Here is a 15,291-nt window from a genome sequence, read left to right on the forward strand (position 1 = left end):
TTCGGGCGGCTTTTTTCATTAACTTTGTAGCCAAGTTGTAAGTGGCAAGTTACAAGTAGTAAGTAACTAAAAGCTTACAACTTAACACTTACAACTAATTCTTATGGCTCATCATATCGAAAACGAAGATTGTTATTCAGGTTTATCGGTCAACAGCGGCATCGAACAACCACCCACCGTCAACCCTTACCTTCAGAAACGTAAAAAGAAACAAACCTATACGGCGGCCGAATATACAGAGGGAATTCTCAAAGGCAACCGTACGATTCTGAGTCAGGCCGTAACCCTGCTCGAAAGCCTCAAACCCGAACATCAGGTCATTGCTCAGGAAGTGATTGAGAAATGCCTCCCTTATACCGGCAAATCGATTCGCCTCGGCATCACCGGTGTACCTGGTGCAGGAAAAAGTACTTTTATCGAAGCAATGGGAATGTATCTGGTCAACGATGATCATCGTCTGGCGGTACTGGCCATCGACCCGAGCAGCGAACGCAGCAAAGGGAGTATTCTGGGAGACAAGACCCGCATGGAACAGCTTTCCAGCCATCCTAACGCATTCATCCGCCCTTCGCCCTCCGCAGGCTCGTTGGGCGGTGTGGCGCGCAAGACACGCGAAACAATCATGCTTTGCGAAGCTGCCGGATTCGATACCATTTTTGTGGAAACAGTCGGTGTGGGACAATCGGAAACAGCCGTGCACTCCATGGTCGATTTCTTCCTCTTCCTGCAGGTTGCCGGAACCGGCGACGAATTGCAGGGAATCAAACGGGGCATTATGGAAATGGCCGACGGCATCACCATCAACAAAGCCGACGGCACCAACGTGGATCGCGTTAACCTAACCAAAGCACAACTTACCAGTGCGCTCCATCTCTTTCCGTTGCCCGAATCGGGATGGTCACCCAAGGTATTGACCTGCTCAGCATTAAACGGCATCAATATCGACGGCGTGTGGGAGATGATTACCGAATACATCGCATTTGTGAAAGAATCGGGCTATTTTGACCATAAGCGTCTCCGTCAGTCGAAATACTGGATGTATGAATCGATTAACGATCAGCTGAAATCGCACTTTTACAACAACGAAAAAATTGATGCACTGCTAACAGAATACGAACAGAAAGTGGTGGATAATAAAATCAGTTCGTTTATTGCCGCAAAAGAATTACTGGATAGTTATTTCGGGAAATAGCACCGAATAGATAAATGTGTGTTTCCAAATGTAAAGACGCATAGCAATGCGTCTCTAACGACGACACACACCAACAGCATTGATCTAAAGCAAAAAGGGATTGCCTCGCTCTGAGACAATCCCGTTTTCATTAGGGTTATGATGAAAAAGAATTACATCATGCCGCCCATTCCACCACCCATCGGAGGCATTACAGGAGCAGGATTATCTTCTTTCTTTTCAGCAATGATACATTCTGTTGTCAGCATCATACCGGCAATAGAAGCTGCATTTTCGAGAGCTACACGGGTAACTTTAGCAGGGTCGATAACACCGGCTGCATACATTTCCTGATATTCGTCAGTACGTGCATTGTAACCGAAGTCAGCTTTGCCTTCTTTTACTTTCTGAACAACAACAGCACCTTCTTTACCTGCGTTAGCCACGATCTGACGAAGAGGTTCTTCGATGGCGCGTTTAACGATTTCGATACCGGTTGTTTCGTCTTCGTTATCACCCTTCATGCCTTCGATAGCTTCGATAGCACGGATGTAAGCCACACCACCACCAGGAACAATACCTTCGGCAATAGCAGCACGGGTTGCGCTCAAAGCATCGTCAACACGGTCTTTCTTTTCTTTCATTTCCACTTCAGAAGCAGCACCTACGTAAAGAACGGCAACACCACCGGCCAGTTTAGCCAAACGTTCCTGCAGTTTTTCACGATCGTAGTCGCTGGTTGTAGTTTCAATCTGAGCTTTGATCTGAGCAACACGGGTTTCGATAGCTTCTTTAGCACCGGCACCGTTTACGATAGTTGTATTGTCTTTGTTGATAGTTACTTTTTCAGCAGTACCCAACATTTCGATGGTAGCGCCGTCGAGTTTCATACCTTTTTCTTCGGAGATAACAACGCCACCGGTCAGGATAGCGATATCTTCCAACATTTCCTTACGACGATCGCCGAAGCCCGGAGCCTTAACAGCTGCAATCTTCAACGAACCGCGCAGACGGTTAACCACCAAAGTACCGAGAGCTTCGCCGTCGATATCTTCAGCGATAATCAACAAAGGACGACCGCTTTGTACGGTAGCTTCGAGGATAGGAAGAATTTCTTTAAGATTGGAGATTTTTTTGTCATAGATCAGGATGAAAGGTTTTTCCTGTTCTACTTCCATTTTTTCGGTGTTGGTTACAAAATACGGAGAGATGTAACCACGATCGAACTGCATACCTTCCACTACTTCGATAGTAGTTTCCATGCCTTTTGCTTCTTCGATAGTGATAACACCTTCTTTTTTAACCTTTTTCATTGCATCGGCAATCAATTTACCGATTGTAGCGTCGTTGTTGGCAGAAACAGTAGCAACTTGTTCAATTTTATTGAAATCGTCACCAACTTCTTTCGACTGTGCTTTGATATTTTCAACGACTGTAGTAACAGCTTTGTCGATACCTCGTTTCAAATCCATTGGATTTGCACCTGCAGTTACGTTTTTCAACCCAACTGAGATGATAGATTGAGCCAAAACAGTAGCGGTTGTTGTACCGTCACCTGCATCATCACCGGTTTTAGAAGCAACTTCTTTTACCAGCTGAGCACCCATGTTTTCGTATGGATCGGAGAGTTCAACTTCTTTTGCCACAGAAACACCATCTTTGGTGATGTGAGGAGCACCGAATTTCTTTTCGATAATCACGTTGCGGCCTTTAGGACCAAGAGTTACTTTAACGGCGTTTGCCAATTCGTCCACGCCTTTTTTGAGTAAATCGCGGGCTTCAATATCAAATTTAATTTCTTTTGCCATAGTATTGGTTTATAATTTAGATGTTTACAAATAAAAGAGTTTCTTTTATGCAACCGGGCTGATTAGATAACAGCCAAAATATCGGACTGACGCATGATGAGGTATTTCACTCCATCCAGTTCCAGTTCAGTACCTGCATATTTGCCATAAAGAACCTGATCGCCTACTTTTACAATCATTTCTTCGTCTTTTGTACCCTGTCCTACTGCTTTTACTTCACCTTTCAAAGGTTTTTCTTTTGCAGAATCGGGAATAATAATACCGCTTGCCGTTTTTTCTTCGGCAGCAGCCGGTTGAATCAGCACTCTGTCTGCTAATGGTTTGATTGTCATAACATCAACTATTTTAAATGATTAAACAAATAATTTATTGGTATTTTTTGGCATTTGCCGCAAACGCTGCAAAGCACGTTGTCTCTAATTACACATTGCGTGCCAAAGACGAACCGCTTGACTCGTATTCATAACTAAGATTCGTGAATATTGTTTTATTTTCAGAGGATTACAGAGCGGAAAAAGAAGAAGCATTCATTTATTGAAGATTGATTGCATTTTTCTCTCAATGTCAAATTTTCCTTCCGGCGTACAATTTCATTGCTCGAATCCTGACAGCTTGTCAGTCGAACAACAATTCATCATTGCAGGAAGGCAGCGCAGCAAAGGCAGTTTAGTGGAGGTAAAACGGAGTTGGGTAAATAAAACTGAGGCTTTTTATCTCCTTTTGAGATACTTTTCATAACGATTCATCACATCCGAGACATAACGCACGGTTTGTGACGCATTAAAATAGCCGTATTGACACACCTCGTCGTTATAATACTGAGATTGAGATTTGAGTTTCAGAAATTTCTCCACATTACCCTGCCAGGAATGGTTATTCTTACCATATTTCTTTGCCAAAGCCATTGCATCCAACACGTGGCTGGGACCGGAATGATACGAGGCCAGAATAAACTTAATCCGTTCTTCCTTATTCTCAATATCGTGGAACATCATGTTCAGCATCTTGATATACTGCACTGCTGCCTCCAGATTCTTTGCCGGATCAAAAATCTGAGTGCGATCCACCCCATAATGTCGTGCCGTATTTGGCATTAGCTGCATCAACCCTGATGCTCCGGACCAGGCAACACATTCCGGATCGAAATTCGACTCGAGATACGCTTGTGCGGCCAGCATCTGCCATTTCCAACCCACCTGTTTCGCAAACTTTTTAAATAGGTGGTCGTAGGGCGAAATTGCCCCTTTGGGAATTTTCACATAGTTAGCTACAAAAAATTTATTTTCAAAGAAATATTTATCCGAAATAGCACTTACAACGTTCATATCCTGAGCAGTCGCGTACCATTGATTAATCTTATTGAACAAAGAATTGTCTCCGGGGGCTGTAATCCACGATGCTCTTTGCAAAAAGCTAACGTCAACATGAATGTCAATACCCGACATATTTTTCTTGCTCATTTCCGCAATGGTATTGGATGCAACGGTAAACCGGATCTTTCCATCGGCAACCATCCCAATAAGCTGATCCATACTGATGGAATCACCTACTTCTTTAATAATAATTCCACCACCTAGCTCAAGATTCAGATTATACAATCTTGCAGAATAACGAGAATCCCCCTTCACATATACCTCTTTTCCAATAAGTTCGGTAACATCATTTATCAACTCATCTCCGTTATGCTGAACCAATACTTGCTTACTCTGTTCTGTAACATCTGTAAATAAAAACTTCCGTGTCGATGGTGTTTTATAAACAGGAGAAGCCAACAAATCAGCCTTACCGGATTGCAAAAGCCGAAAGGCATCGTGCATATTCTTCGCAACAATAACATGCAGGTTAACGCCCAAAGAATCTGCCAAGTTGGAGCAAAGATCATAATCATACCCCATCGGCTGTTCTTTATAGATAAAATAGGAAGTTGATCCGTATAACATTACGGCATTAAGAGTATCACGCTCTATGACACGATCAAGAAGCGTTTTAACCGGAGGAGGTTTTTTCCATGTCTTACAACCGGAAAGACAAAACAGTCCGGCAATAAACAGGAATAAAATCCGATATGTAGATTTTGAATGTAACAAGATTATAATTTTGTGCTTATTCTGGTTTACACTATATAAAACAATTGTCACACATGCTCTATACAATCTTCATCAATGAGGGGAAAACCATTCAGGCGCAACCATAACTGAGCTGTCGCCACAACATCTTTCTGACAATAGACAGATATCCGCTCCACATCTCTTTCTTCATAATAAACCTGAGCTACCTGACTACCATTTATATCATCCTTCGGAGTCGGAATATTAAAAATTGCCGTTAGCAGGTTCAACGAAGTGAAATTCTTATAATCTCCGAATTTCCACATTTCCAGCGTATCCAAAAACGGAACTTCCCACGGTTTTTTAGATGCCACATCTAGTACAGCCGGAATTGGCAAACCATTCACCAACAATCTACGGCAAATATAAGGCACGTCAAACTCTTTAATATTATGCCCGCATAAATTTATTTCCTGCGGACGTCCAAAAAGCTCGAGCATCGCACAAAATTCAGTGAGTAGTTTCGCTTCGTCGTCACCAGAAAACGATTTTACCCTAAAAAAATCATTTCCGTTTTTACGATAAATAAAACCAGCTGAAATGCACACAATTTTACCAAACTCAGCAAATATTCCGGCTCCATTGGCAAACACATACTGTGCATCTGCGTCATCAGGATAACGATCTGGCATTCTCTTTTTTAAGACTTCGGCCTTTTCTTCCCACAATTCGGGAAGCCTGCCGGGCAATTGCCTGTAATCAACCGTTTGAGGAACGGTTTCAATATCAAGAAAAACGATTCTGTCTTTGTTTATATTCTTCATTTTAAGGCGTATTGGCAAGACAAAGGTAGAATTTAAAGTCAATATCGGCAAATATTGCCCATTCCGGCTTGCTGGATTCCGAGTTGCAGCCTCACCATTTTGTAACTTAGCGCCGCTTTTTTAGTATGTGAGAATTATCATGTAATTTTGCGTTTTAATAAATCATTTCAAGTGCAAACAGGAGAAATTTCCGCTATTGGAGTTGCTGTATGCTGGACATTCAGCGCTTTGTTTTTTGAAAAAGCAGGCAACCGTATCGGTTCGCTCGCCGTCAACATCATTCGTCTGGCAATGGCCATCGTGCTACTGGGGTTTGGAACCCTGATCACCAGAGGCATGTTCCTGCCTCTCGACGCCACTCCCGAACAATGGTTCTGGCTATCGCTATCCGGATTCATCGGCTTCTTTTTGGGAGACCTTTGTCTCTTTTACTCCTATACACAAATCGGATCCCGGATGGCACAGTTAGTCATGACGCTGGCTCCACCCATTACGGCACTAATCGGATTCGTTTTATTGGGAGAACACCTGCACTTGCTTCAGGTTACTGGCATCAGCGTCACTGTACTGGGAATCGTCATTGCCATGTTGGGAAAAGAAAAAGGCGAAAAACTGAATTTCAAAGTTCCATTCAAAGGCTTCTTATTCGCACTAGGCGGAGCAGTCGGACAGGCAGTCGGGCTTATTGCAAGCAAAAAAGGCATTGGCAATTACGACGCCATGGCAGCAACTCAAATCCGTGCATTCACAGGTGGCTTATGTTTTTTTCTCCTGGTTACTTTTCTAAAAAGATGGAATACCATACGCAGTGCATCCAAAGATAGTTCCGGAATACGTTCAGTGCTTATCGGGTCGTTTTTCGGACCGGTTGTGGGAGTGGCTCTGTCCTTATTCGCTATTCAGCACACCGAGGCGGGAGTGGCTGCGACTCTCATGGGTTTGGTGCCCATCTTCATTATCATTCCTTCGGCCATCATGTTCAAGGAAAGAATATCCATTTATCAGATTATCGGGGCTTTCGTAAGTGTGGGCGGTTGCGTTCTGCTCTTTATGAAACCTTTATAAGAATAGCAAATCATGCGCGACTATATTGCCATATATTCAGACAGCACTCATCTGCCTCAAAAAGCCATACAACTTGCAAAAATACTTTCCGAAGGATTTCAGAAAGAAATTTGCTTCTTAAGCTATGCCGCAAACACAACCGAAGAACTACAATTCAGGGAACGGCACCAATTATGGATGCAAGAAGGTGGTTTTACCGCGCAAAGCTTTATCCGCACTGCCGGAGTCTCAACTTTGCACGAATCCCTGACGGAAATCGAAGCTGCTTTTTTTATTATCGAACTTTCCTCAAGAAACTCTTCAAAAGAGATCCAGTATCACCTGAACAATTGCAAACAATTACGAATTCCATATTTCTTTGTCAAGCCTGAAATCACATCTGTTCAATTCAACAAGGTACTGGTTCCGGTTGGTTTTTTGACCGAAGAAAAAGAAAAAGGAATTTTTGCATCCAAGCTAGCCCGCTTCTGCAACAGTTCTATAACATTATTAAAAGCAAAAGATTACGGGTCGAAAGCAGAAAGAAGTGTCAATCAGATTCAAAGTCTCTTTGAGCAACTTGACGTCCAATGCGAAATAAAGCAGGCTCATAAAGACAGCTTCAAAGTACAACTTGAAGCATCTTTACGAGCCAGCAATGGGGATGCAGACCTGATTATCATCACATCATCAAGAGAATACGGACTGGACGACATTTTTTTCGGTCCGCCCGAACGAAAAATCATTAAAACCTCCGGGGTTCCGGTAATGGTTCTCAATCCACGCCCGGATCTCTATGTTCTGTGTGATTAAAATCCGATTATTTATTTCCGTAAATATAATTCAACACACTCGCCAGGTGAGCACCAGCCTGCGCAAGACGATCCTCCACAAGCCCAATGTATTTGTAATTATACTTATACTGATTTTCTGCTTCGGGAGCAGAATCGTAAACTTTTTGAGCGGTCTGGTAAGTCCCCCACGCCCAATTCAGAACTGAATCAGGTTGAAACGGGTTAACCTTCACTACACGCGTTCTGAACAGATGATCTGCATATTCTGTGTAGCTCAATTTTTGAAACTCAATTAAAGCTTCATCCCACAAAGCATGAATGGATATGTTTCGTCCCTGCCATGTCAAACGAACAGAGTTTCCCCCTTTATCATCCGGACGTCCCATATGTAAAGGCATATGCATGTCACCGATCAAATGAATCAACATTTTCAGGTTTTCTTCATTATTCGGATCTTTTTTCAGTTTTGCAATCAGCTCCTGAACCCGGAAGATTAGCTCTCCATTATTTTCGGTTACAGCTTCTTTATTAAAATCCTCACGGCTCATATTTGCCGCAATATCCTTATAATGCCATACTTCCTGACCTTTGTATTTGTCATCACTTCTGACAAAATCGCCCCAATTGGCAACCATAGCCACACTTGCATGTTTCAGTACTGCGTCGACATTCTTTTTTGCTGCCGGACTCATTTTTTTCTGGGCTAATTCACCTATAACACGATGGCCAATCAATCCCCATCCCCACACTGCCTGAGGCACAAAAAGCAACCCCACTAAAAAACAAATAGTTATATTTTTTTTCATCGCTAAAAATTTTTGTCCAAATATAGCTAATTTTACGGGCCAATAAACATTCCCCTTATTGATATGTTAAAATAACATAACCAACGTAACCTTTTATACGATTCTATCGTCATCTATTTTGTACATGGATTTACAGCAATTCGAAATAAAAATCCTGCCGCTAAAGAACAAAATCTACCGATTAGCAAAAGCACTGCTCAACAATACAAACGAAGCAGAAGATGCGGTGCAGGATATTTATTTAAAACTGTGGTCGTCGCGAAAAGAACTGGAAAAAGCAGAAAACCTCACGGCGCTCACATTACAAATTGCAAGAAATCATTGTATTGACAGAATAAGATCCCGCAACAGGGTACAGTTCAGTGATCTGATAGATAACGATGAAAGCTTCTCTTCAGAACCTTCTCCTTACGAACAGACCGAACAAAAAGATCTTGTAAAGAATGTAAAACAACTTATCAGCGAACTGCCCGAACAACAGCGAATTGTGATTCACCTTCGTGATGTGGAAGGGCTGGAAATGGATGAAATAGCAGCAATTACAGGAATGACTGAAAACGCCATAAAAGTTTACCTGTCAAGAGCTCGCCAAAGCATTCGAAAGTCATTTTTAGGAAAGTAAAACAAACCGTCAATCATCGATTGTCATGGATAACATAAAAGAATTATTGCAGAAATATTTTGAAGGAGACACTTCGCTGGCCGAAGAAAACCTGCTCCAACAATATTTTGCACAAACTGAAATTGCAGAAGATCTAAAGCAATACAAACCTTTGTTTGAATGCTTTGCCGGATTGGAAGCCGAAACCTTACCCAATTCTGCATTTGACGAAGATTTCAAACAAAAGGTAACACCACGCAGAAAGCACCACGGACTGGTATATCATATTTCTGTATGGAGTTCAGCGGCAGCGGCCTGTGTCATACTGGCCATGGGATCTATCTACTACATCGAACGCCAAAACAATTACATGATTGTCAATGGCAAAAGGGTAAATGACCCTGAAAAAGCATTAATGATCGCCGCTGAGAAATTGCATTTAGTTACCGGAAAATTCAACAACAGCGTATCTCATGTTCAACAAATCGGGAGGGTGGGCAAACAGCTGAGCGTAATGGAAATTTTCAACAAACACGACTCAACAACCGATTCTCTGAACACTAACAACGCAATTAAGCATAATGAAAACTAAACTGATTCTCTTGATGATTGTTCTTTCTGTTGCAGGACTGAAAGCACAAACCGTCGACAAACTAATTGAAAAATATTCAACAAACAAAAGTTTTGAGTACGTATCTATCAGCAAAGGACTTTTCAACCTTACTCAATGGTTAGGTGGCAGCAACATCGACAAAGACACTAAAGAGGTTTTGGGTAGAATAAAGAGCATGAAGATATTAACTCTCAATACAACAAATAACAGTCAGGCAAAAGCAAGTTTCCAGAAAGATCTAAACAGCCTTATCAAAAGAGGCAGTTACGAGCAAATGATGGAGACAAGAAACAAATCAGATCAATCGACCGTATATGGTTTCACTGACAGTAAAGGTGTTTCCCACCTGTTGATAATAGTTAAAAACGATTCCGAAATGAGTTTGATTGTTATGAAAGGAAACCTGACTCACGAAGATTTAGAAAAAATAGCAAAATAACAACAGAGCATACAACTTGACATTCACTTTTTCATCTTTTTACCTGAAAATTGATTACTTTTGCCGGTGTTTGTGAAAACCCCGGCAAATTCTTTTTAAACAGGGATAATTCACTTGCCACTACTCCACTTTTTGAAAGAAACAATACTTATGAACGTAGTCATTATCAAATACAATGCCGGAAATATCCGTTCTGTAATATTTGCACTGGAGCGTATCGGAATCAAAGCAACCGTCAGTGACGATCCACAAGTAATAAAAGCAGCCGACAAAGTGATTTTCCCCGGCGTGGGAGAAGCATCTTCTGCCATGCTATATCTTAAAGAAAAAGGACTTGACAAGGTCATCTGCTCCCTGCAACAGCCAACACTGGGAATATGCCTTGGAATGCAACTTCTATGCTCTCATTCTGAAGAAAATGATGTTGATTGCTTAGGATTAATACCTCAAAAGGTAAAAAAATTCCCCGCAAGCGCAGGAAAAGTACCTCAAATCGGGTGGAACGACATATCAGGGCTGAAATCTCCGATTTTTGCTAACATTCCGGAACACAGCTACGTCTACTTTGTTCACGGATATTATGCCGCTTATGGAGCGAACACCATTGCTACAACAACATATGGGCTCGAATATAGTGCCGCTCTACAGAAAGATAATTTTTTTGCGGTTCAATTTCACCCCGAAAAATCAGGTGATGTAGGCCAAAAAATTTTGGAAAACTTTTTAAGTCTGTAGACAAAAAAACGGAACGTCAAATTCCGGCGCTCCGTTTAAGATCTTCTATTTGTTTATTCCACAACAGGATGGCATCATGCTTTTCATCCGGTTCGGCAAAATCCGTAATCACAAGCGCCACGGCAGAAGTCAATTCGTCCACACTCACCTTCAACTCGAAATAGGTCTTTTCGTTCTCATCATCGATCCAGTGAAATCGAATAAACGAACCACCGTGCAGTAGCACAAGTTCTGCCTGTTGACCATGATCTCCCCATGCAAAGGTATAGAGCCGGCCATCAACGTCTACTTTATCAGCAAACCAGTCAGCAAGCCCCATCGGTGTACTGATACTATTCCACAGCACATTGAAGGAGATATTTTGAAAAACATATTCAATTTGAAATTTTTCTTTGGTCATAGCCTGTAATTGTTATTCGGCTGCAAAATAGGTTTTTTTAGCGAATATTCCAAATTTTAATTCAAACTTACGGAATAAATATTCTATAAATTCAATGCAGTAATATCCAAACTTAGTATTCCATACTGGCTTATCCTCCGTTGTCAAACTAATTTGCAAATTTATTTTTTGCATCCCCCTACATTTCCATAGCGTGTTATTAAAAAAACACAAATAAACTACACAACCTAATCAATATACAGAGGGGTATTTCAGTAAAAAACAATGTTTTACAAGCATGATGTAAATTTCACACTTATTTCTTCCTCAAATAGATAGTATATAATAGTATAAATTATTACCTTTGCGCTCTAAAACTATAATTATTGATTTATGGGAAGCGCATCACTTATCGCTCTGCTAATCATTGCAATAGCCATGGCTGTTATAATGATTTATATCGGAAAAATATTCGGTATTTCTTCCACCAACCCTCAAAAGGGCGAACCTTATGAGTGTGGAATTGAAACCAAAGGCTTGACATGGGTTCAATTTAATATTGGCTATTATCTCTTTGCATTGTTATTTTTAGTGTTCGACGTGGAAATTGTGTTTTTATTCCCCTGGGCAACAGTTGTCAGGGAATTAGGCATGGTTGCCTTCATCGAAATTCTCCTTTTCACGGGTTTCCTTTTCATTGGACTTTTGTACGCATATAAAAAGAAAGCACTCTCATGGATGTAAAAAAAGAATATATCCCTGAATTTGACGGGGACTTATACAAAGATGAATTTGGAAGAACAAATTTCATCGTTACTACCATCGATAAAATTGCCAACTGGGGTCGTAGCAACTCACCCTGGCCTTTATCGTTCGGTACAAGTTGTTGTGCTATTGAACTGATGAGCACCGTATCTGCTAAATACGACTGGTCTCGATTCGGTTTTGAAGTAATGCGTGCCAGCCCGCGTCAGTGTGATGTGATTGTGGTTGCAGGTACTATTACCTACAAAATGGCTCCTGTACTCAAGCGGCTGTACGACCAGATGCCCGATCCGAAATATGTGATTGCAATGGGCGCATGCGCTGTTTCTGGCGGTCCGTTCTATTACAACTCGTATGCTGTTTTGAGAGGTGTGGATCAAATCGTTCCTGTTGACGTATATATCCCAGGCTGTCCTCCCCGTCCCGAATCGTTGATTCACGGCATGATGACCCTGCAGGAAAAGATCCGTAAATCAAAAGCTTACGTTATTCAAAAACCCAAAAAGAAAAAGGAAGAAGACAAATGATAAAAGAGGAACTGAAACATTATCTCGAACAAACTTTCCCGAATTCGAAAGTTGATGAGACATTTGATTTTCCGGTATTGTTCATTACAAAAGAGGAATTGATCCCTGTAATGAAACAATTACGTGATGCTCCCGAAACAAAGTTTAACTTCCTGTTTTGCGAGACAGCAGTAGACCGCAATCCTGAATTTGAGATGGTATACCATCTCTCTTCAACCTACTATCACCATGATATGATGGTAAAAGTGGTACTGGAAGATCGTGAAAACCCTGTGATTGAATCGGTTTATTCCCTTTGGGAAGCTGCCGACCTGTATGAAGACGAGATTTATGACTTGTTTGGCATCCGTTTCGCCAATCACCCGAACCTTCGCCGTATCTTTTTGACTGAAGAATGGGTAGGTTATCCTCTCCGTAAAGATTATCAAGACGATAGAATCATTTCTTTGTAAAATAGAATGGAAAATCCAATAGTAACCCCATCAGAGCTGAAAACTGAAGAATTTGTGGTCAACATTGGCCCCCAGCACCCTGCCACCCACGGTGTATTGCGTGTTGAAGCTACTTTAGACGGCGAAATCATCAAAGACGTTCTTCCCCACCTCGGATATATCCACAGAGGCATCGAAAAAATGACAGAATCGCTTGGATACAAGCAATCCATTTTTTTGACAAGCCGTATGGATTACCTTTCGGCTCACATCAATAACCATGTTTGTGCTTTGGCTATTGAAAAAGCGGCTCAAATAGAAGTTCCTGCCCGTGCAAAAGCCATCCGTATAATAATGGATGAGCTACAGCGCCTTACCTCTCACGAATTATGGTGGGGTTCCTGCGCAATGGACATCGGTGCGGTAACCCCATTCTTTTTAGCATTCCGTGACCGGGAACGTATCCTCGAATTATTCGAACAAAATACAGGCAACCGACTTACGATGAGCTATATCATCCCCGGAGGTGTAATGAACGATGTCCGTCCTGACTTTGTTCCTAAACTCAAGGCATTGATCAAAAGCATCAAAGATTACCGTAAAGAATACGACCAGCTGATTACCGGCAACTTTATTTTCCAACACCGTACGCAGGGCATTGGCATCCTGTCAAAAGAACAAGCCATTTCTCTTGGGTGTACAGGGCCAACAGCACGTGCTTCGGGTCTTAGCTGCGATATCCGCAAACTCTATCCTTACGACGGATACGAAAAGCTTGATTTCAAAGAAGTAATCGATTACGGCTGCGACAACTGGGCTCGTTACGTTGTTCGTATGGAAGAGATGAATCAATCTATTCACATTATCGAACAGTTGCTTGACAACCTACCTACCGGTGATTATCGCACAAAACTAAAAGGTGTACTGAAATTACCGGCTGGCGAATACTATCAACGTGTTGAATCCGCCCGTGGTGAATTAGGAGTTTACATCGTAAGCGATGGAGGAGCGAAACCTTACCGCATGAAATTCCGTACCCCGTGTTATTCAAACCTCGGAGCTGTAAAACCGATTTCTGTAGGTATGAAGATTGCCGACCTTATGGCAAACATGGCAACAATAGATTTGGTAATCCCTGACATGGACAGATAAAAACAGAGATATGATTTCAATGATACAATTTTCGGATGTTTTGGCCTGGATTCACCAGTTACTCTCGAGTTGCATGGCACCCTGGCTGGTATTTCTCATCGAGTTGGTAGTCGCCTCAGTTGCTGCCGTAGTTGCACTGTTAGTCTGCGTTATCATCATGGTGTACATGGAACGTAAAGTTGCAGGACACATGCAGTTACGCCACGGACCAAACCGTGTAGGTTGGCATGGTGTTTGCCAGTTATTTGCCGACATCATCAAACTTCTTCTGAAAGAATGTTTTACTCCAACCAGAGCTGACAAATTATTATTTGTAGTTGCTCCTGTTCTTTCTCTGTGTGTTTCATTGTTAGCTCTGGCTCCAATTTCATGGGGTCCCGGGTTAGTTTTATGGAATACCAATATCGGAGTTCTTTTTGTTACTGCTATTTCATCGATGGGGGTAATTGGTATATTAATGGCCGGATGGTCAAGTAATAATAAATATGCCCTGATGGGTGCAATGCGTAGTGGTGCTCAGATCGTAAGTTACGAGCTGTCTGCCGGTTTATCTATTGTAGCAATCGTTGCTTTGGCAGGCACACTGAATACCGGAGGCATCATCGAATCTCAGGCAAACGGCTGGTGGATTCTGAAAGGACACCTTCCTGCTTTCTTTGCATTCATCATTTACATCATTGCAAGTACAGCTGAATGTAACCGTGCTCCGTTCGACTTAGCCGAAGCTGAATCTGAGTTGACAGCAGGTTATCATACTGAATATTCCGGTATGCAGTTTGGTATTTTCTACCTGAACGAATATATCAACATGGGCGTGGTATCAATGGTAGCATCTACCCTCTTCCTTGGAGGATGGCAGCCGTTCTACCTTCCGTTCGATTTCGGATGGGCACATGCCTTTAATGATATTATGGCACTGAAATTTATGGAAACATGGCCTGCATGGATTTCATGGGTTTCTCTGGCTTGGCCTTTGGTTTGGTTCTTCGGTAAATTGTTCCTGATCATCTTCTTTATGATGTGGTTCCGCTGGACATTCCCCCGTTTGAGAATTGACCAGTTATTGAAACTGGAATGGAAATACCTCTTACCGTTGAGTATTGTGAATCTGGTAATCATTGCACTAATCGTTGTGCTGGGATTACATTTTTAAT

Annotated in this window: 18 protein-coding genes; 12 read left to right on the forward strand and 6 right to left on the reverse strand. The window is 41.9% G+C overall.

Features of this window, described 5'->3' with window-relative positions; translation table 11 throughout:
• The first annotated feature begins 103 nt into the window (after nucleotides 1–103).
• Nucleotides 104–1,192, forward strand: a complete 1,089-nt coding sequence (gene meaB, locus PJIAN_RS07780; protein WP_068703762.1) for a methylmalonyl Co-A mutase-associated GTPase MeaB — start codon at nucleotides 104–106, stop codon at nucleotides 1,190–1,192.
• 152 nt (nucleotides 1,193–1,344) lie between these two features.
• On the opposite strand, the gene groL is transcribed toward meaB, so the two are convergent.
• The 4 genes from groL to PJIAN_RS07800 all read right to left on the reverse strand — a co-directional run bounded on the left by groL (nucleotide 1,345) and on the right by PJIAN_RS07800 (nucleotide 5,851).
• Nucleotides 1,345–2,979, reverse strand: a complete 1,635-nt coding sequence (groL, locus tag PJIAN_RS07785) for a chaperonin GroEL (RefSeq protein WP_068703765.1) — start codon at nucleotides 2,977–2,979, stop codon at nucleotides 1,345–1,347.
• 62 nt (nucleotides 2,980–3,041) lie between these two features.
• A complete protein-coding gene (locus tag PJIAN_RS07790) occupies nucleotides 3,042–3,311 on the reverse strand; it encodes a co-chaperone GroES (protein ID WP_068703767.1) in 270 nt (89 codons plus the stop codon).
• Between the two features lie 378 nt (nucleotides 3,312–3,689).
• Nucleotides 3,690–5,066 (reverse strand): MltF family protein, encoded by a 1,377-nt coding sequence (locus PJIAN_RS07795; protein ID WP_068704650.1) that lies wholly within the window; start codon nucleotides 5,064–5,066, stop codon nucleotides 3,690–3,692.
• Nucleotides 5,067–5,113: 47 nt separating this feature from the next.
• Nucleotides 5,114–5,851, reverse strand: a complete 738-nt coding sequence (locus tag PJIAN_RS07800) for a 3'-5' exonuclease (protein WP_068703769.1) — start codon at nucleotides 5,849–5,851, stop codon at nucleotides 5,114–5,116.
• A gap of 171 nt (nucleotides 5,852–6,022) precedes the next feature.
• On the opposite strand from PJIAN_RS07800, the gene PJIAN_RS07805 reads away from it, so the two are divergent.
• Nucleotides 6,023–6,916 (forward strand): DMT family transporter, encoded by an 894-nt coding sequence (locus tag PJIAN_RS07805; RefSeq protein ID WP_101750737.1) that lies wholly within the window; start codon nucleotides 6,023–6,025, stop codon nucleotides 6,914–6,916.
• Between the two features lie 12 nt (nucleotides 6,917–6,928).
• Entirely contained in the window at nucleotides 6,929–7,708 is a 780-nt protein-coding gene (locus PJIAN_RS07810; protein WP_068703773.1) for a universal stress protein, read from the forward strand.
• 7 nt (nucleotides 7,709–7,715) lie between these two features.
• Here PJIAN_RS07810 and PJIAN_RS07815 read toward each other — a convergent pair whose 3' ends face one another.
• Nucleotides 7,716–8,495, reverse strand: coding sequence for a S1/P1 nuclease (locus tag PJIAN_RS07815; protein WP_068703775.1), 780 nt, complete (start codon nucleotides 8,493–8,495; stop codon nucleotides 7,716–7,718).
• A gap of 124 nt (nucleotides 8,496–8,619) precedes the next feature.
• Between PJIAN_RS07815 and PJIAN_RS07820 the strand changes: the two genes are divergently transcribed.
• From PJIAN_RS07820 to hisH, 4 genes are all read left to right on the forward strand, one after another.
• Nucleotides 8,620–9,117 (forward strand): GFO_1088 family ECF-type sigma factor, encoded by a 498-nt coding sequence (locus PJIAN_RS07820; protein WP_068703777.1) that lies wholly within the window; start codon nucleotides 8,620–8,622, stop codon nucleotides 9,115–9,117.
• A 25-nt stretch (nucleotides 9,118–9,142) separates the two neighbouring features.
• Nucleotides 9,143–9,688, forward strand: coding sequence for a PG0215 family putative anti-sigma factor (locus tag PJIAN_RS07825; RefSeq protein ID WP_068703779.1), 546 nt, complete (start codon nucleotides 9,143–9,145; stop codon nucleotides 9,686–9,688).
• The gene (locus PJIAN_RS07830) at nucleotides 9,678–10,148 is read left to right on the forward strand and encodes a DUF4252 domain-containing protein (protein WP_068703781.1); all 471 of its coding nucleotides are present in this window, start codon (nucleotides 9,678–9,680) and stop codon (nucleotides 10,146–10,148) included. Before PJIAN_RS07825 ends, PJIAN_RS07830 begins: the two co-directional genes overlap by 11 nt.
• 150 nt (nucleotides 10,149–10,298) lie before the next feature.
• Nucleotides 10,299–10,883, forward strand: coding sequence for an imidazole glycerol phosphate synthase subunit HisH (gene hisH / locus PJIAN_RS07835; RefSeq protein WP_068703783.1), 585 nt, complete (start codon nucleotides 10,299–10,301; stop codon nucleotides 10,881–10,883).
• A 16-nt stretch (nucleotides 10,884–10,899) separates the two neighbouring features.
• Here the strand turns inward: hisH and PJIAN_RS07840 are convergent, their stop codons facing one another.
• On the reverse strand, nucleotides 10,900–11,283 hold the full coding sequence (locus PJIAN_RS07840; protein ID WP_068703785.1) for an START-like domain-containing protein: 384 nt from the start codon (nucleotides 11,281–11,283) through the stop codon (nucleotides 10,900–10,902).
• 372 nt (nucleotides 11,284–11,655) lie between these two features.
• Here PJIAN_RS07840 and PJIAN_RS07845 point away from each other — a divergent pair, with 372 nt between their 5' ends.
• From PJIAN_RS07845 to nuoH, 5 genes are read left to right on the forward strand one after another with little or no spacing between them, the layout of a single operon-like run.
• Complete coding sequence (locus PJIAN_RS07845; protein ID WP_068703787.1) at nucleotides 11,656–12,006, forward strand: NADH-quinone oxidoreductase subunit A; 351 nt, start codon at nucleotides 11,656–11,658, stop codon at nucleotides 12,004–12,006.
• Nucleotides 11,997–12,554: an NADH-quinone oxidoreductase subunit B gene (locus PJIAN_RS07850; RefSeq protein WP_068703789.1), complete on the forward strand. Its 558-nt coding sequence runs from the start codon at nucleotides 11,997–11,999 to the stop codon at nucleotides 12,552–12,554. Before PJIAN_RS07845 ends, PJIAN_RS07850 begins: the two co-directional genes overlap by 10 nt.
• Nucleotides 12,551–13,006: an NADH-quinone oxidoreductase subunit C gene (locus tag PJIAN_RS07855; protein WP_068703791.1), complete on the forward strand. Its 456-nt coding sequence runs from the start codon at nucleotides 12,551–12,553 to the stop codon at nucleotides 13,004–13,006. The genes PJIAN_RS07850 and PJIAN_RS07855 overlap by 4 nt, the downstream gene beginning before the upstream one ends.
• Nucleotides 13,007–13,012: 6 nt before the next feature.
• Nucleotides 13,013–14,137, forward strand: coding sequence for an NADH-quinone oxidoreductase subunit D (locus tag PJIAN_RS07860; RefSeq protein ID WP_068703793.1), 1,125 nt, complete (start codon nucleotides 13,013–13,015; stop codon nucleotides 14,135–14,137).
• 19 nt (nucleotides 14,138–14,156) lie between these two features.
• Nucleotides 14,157–15,290, forward strand: a complete 1,134-nt coding sequence (gene nuoH, locus PJIAN_RS07865) for an NADH-quinone oxidoreductase subunit NuoH (protein WP_068703795.1) — start codon at nucleotides 14,157–14,159, stop codon at nucleotides 15,288–15,290.
• Nucleotide 15,291: the final 1 nt, after the last annotated feature.

Origin of the sequence: Paludibacter jiangxiensis (assembly GCF_001618385.1) — a bacterium.
GTDB lineage: Bacteria > Bacteroidota > Bacteroidia > Bacteroidales > Paludibacteraceae > Microbacter > Microbacter jiangxiensis.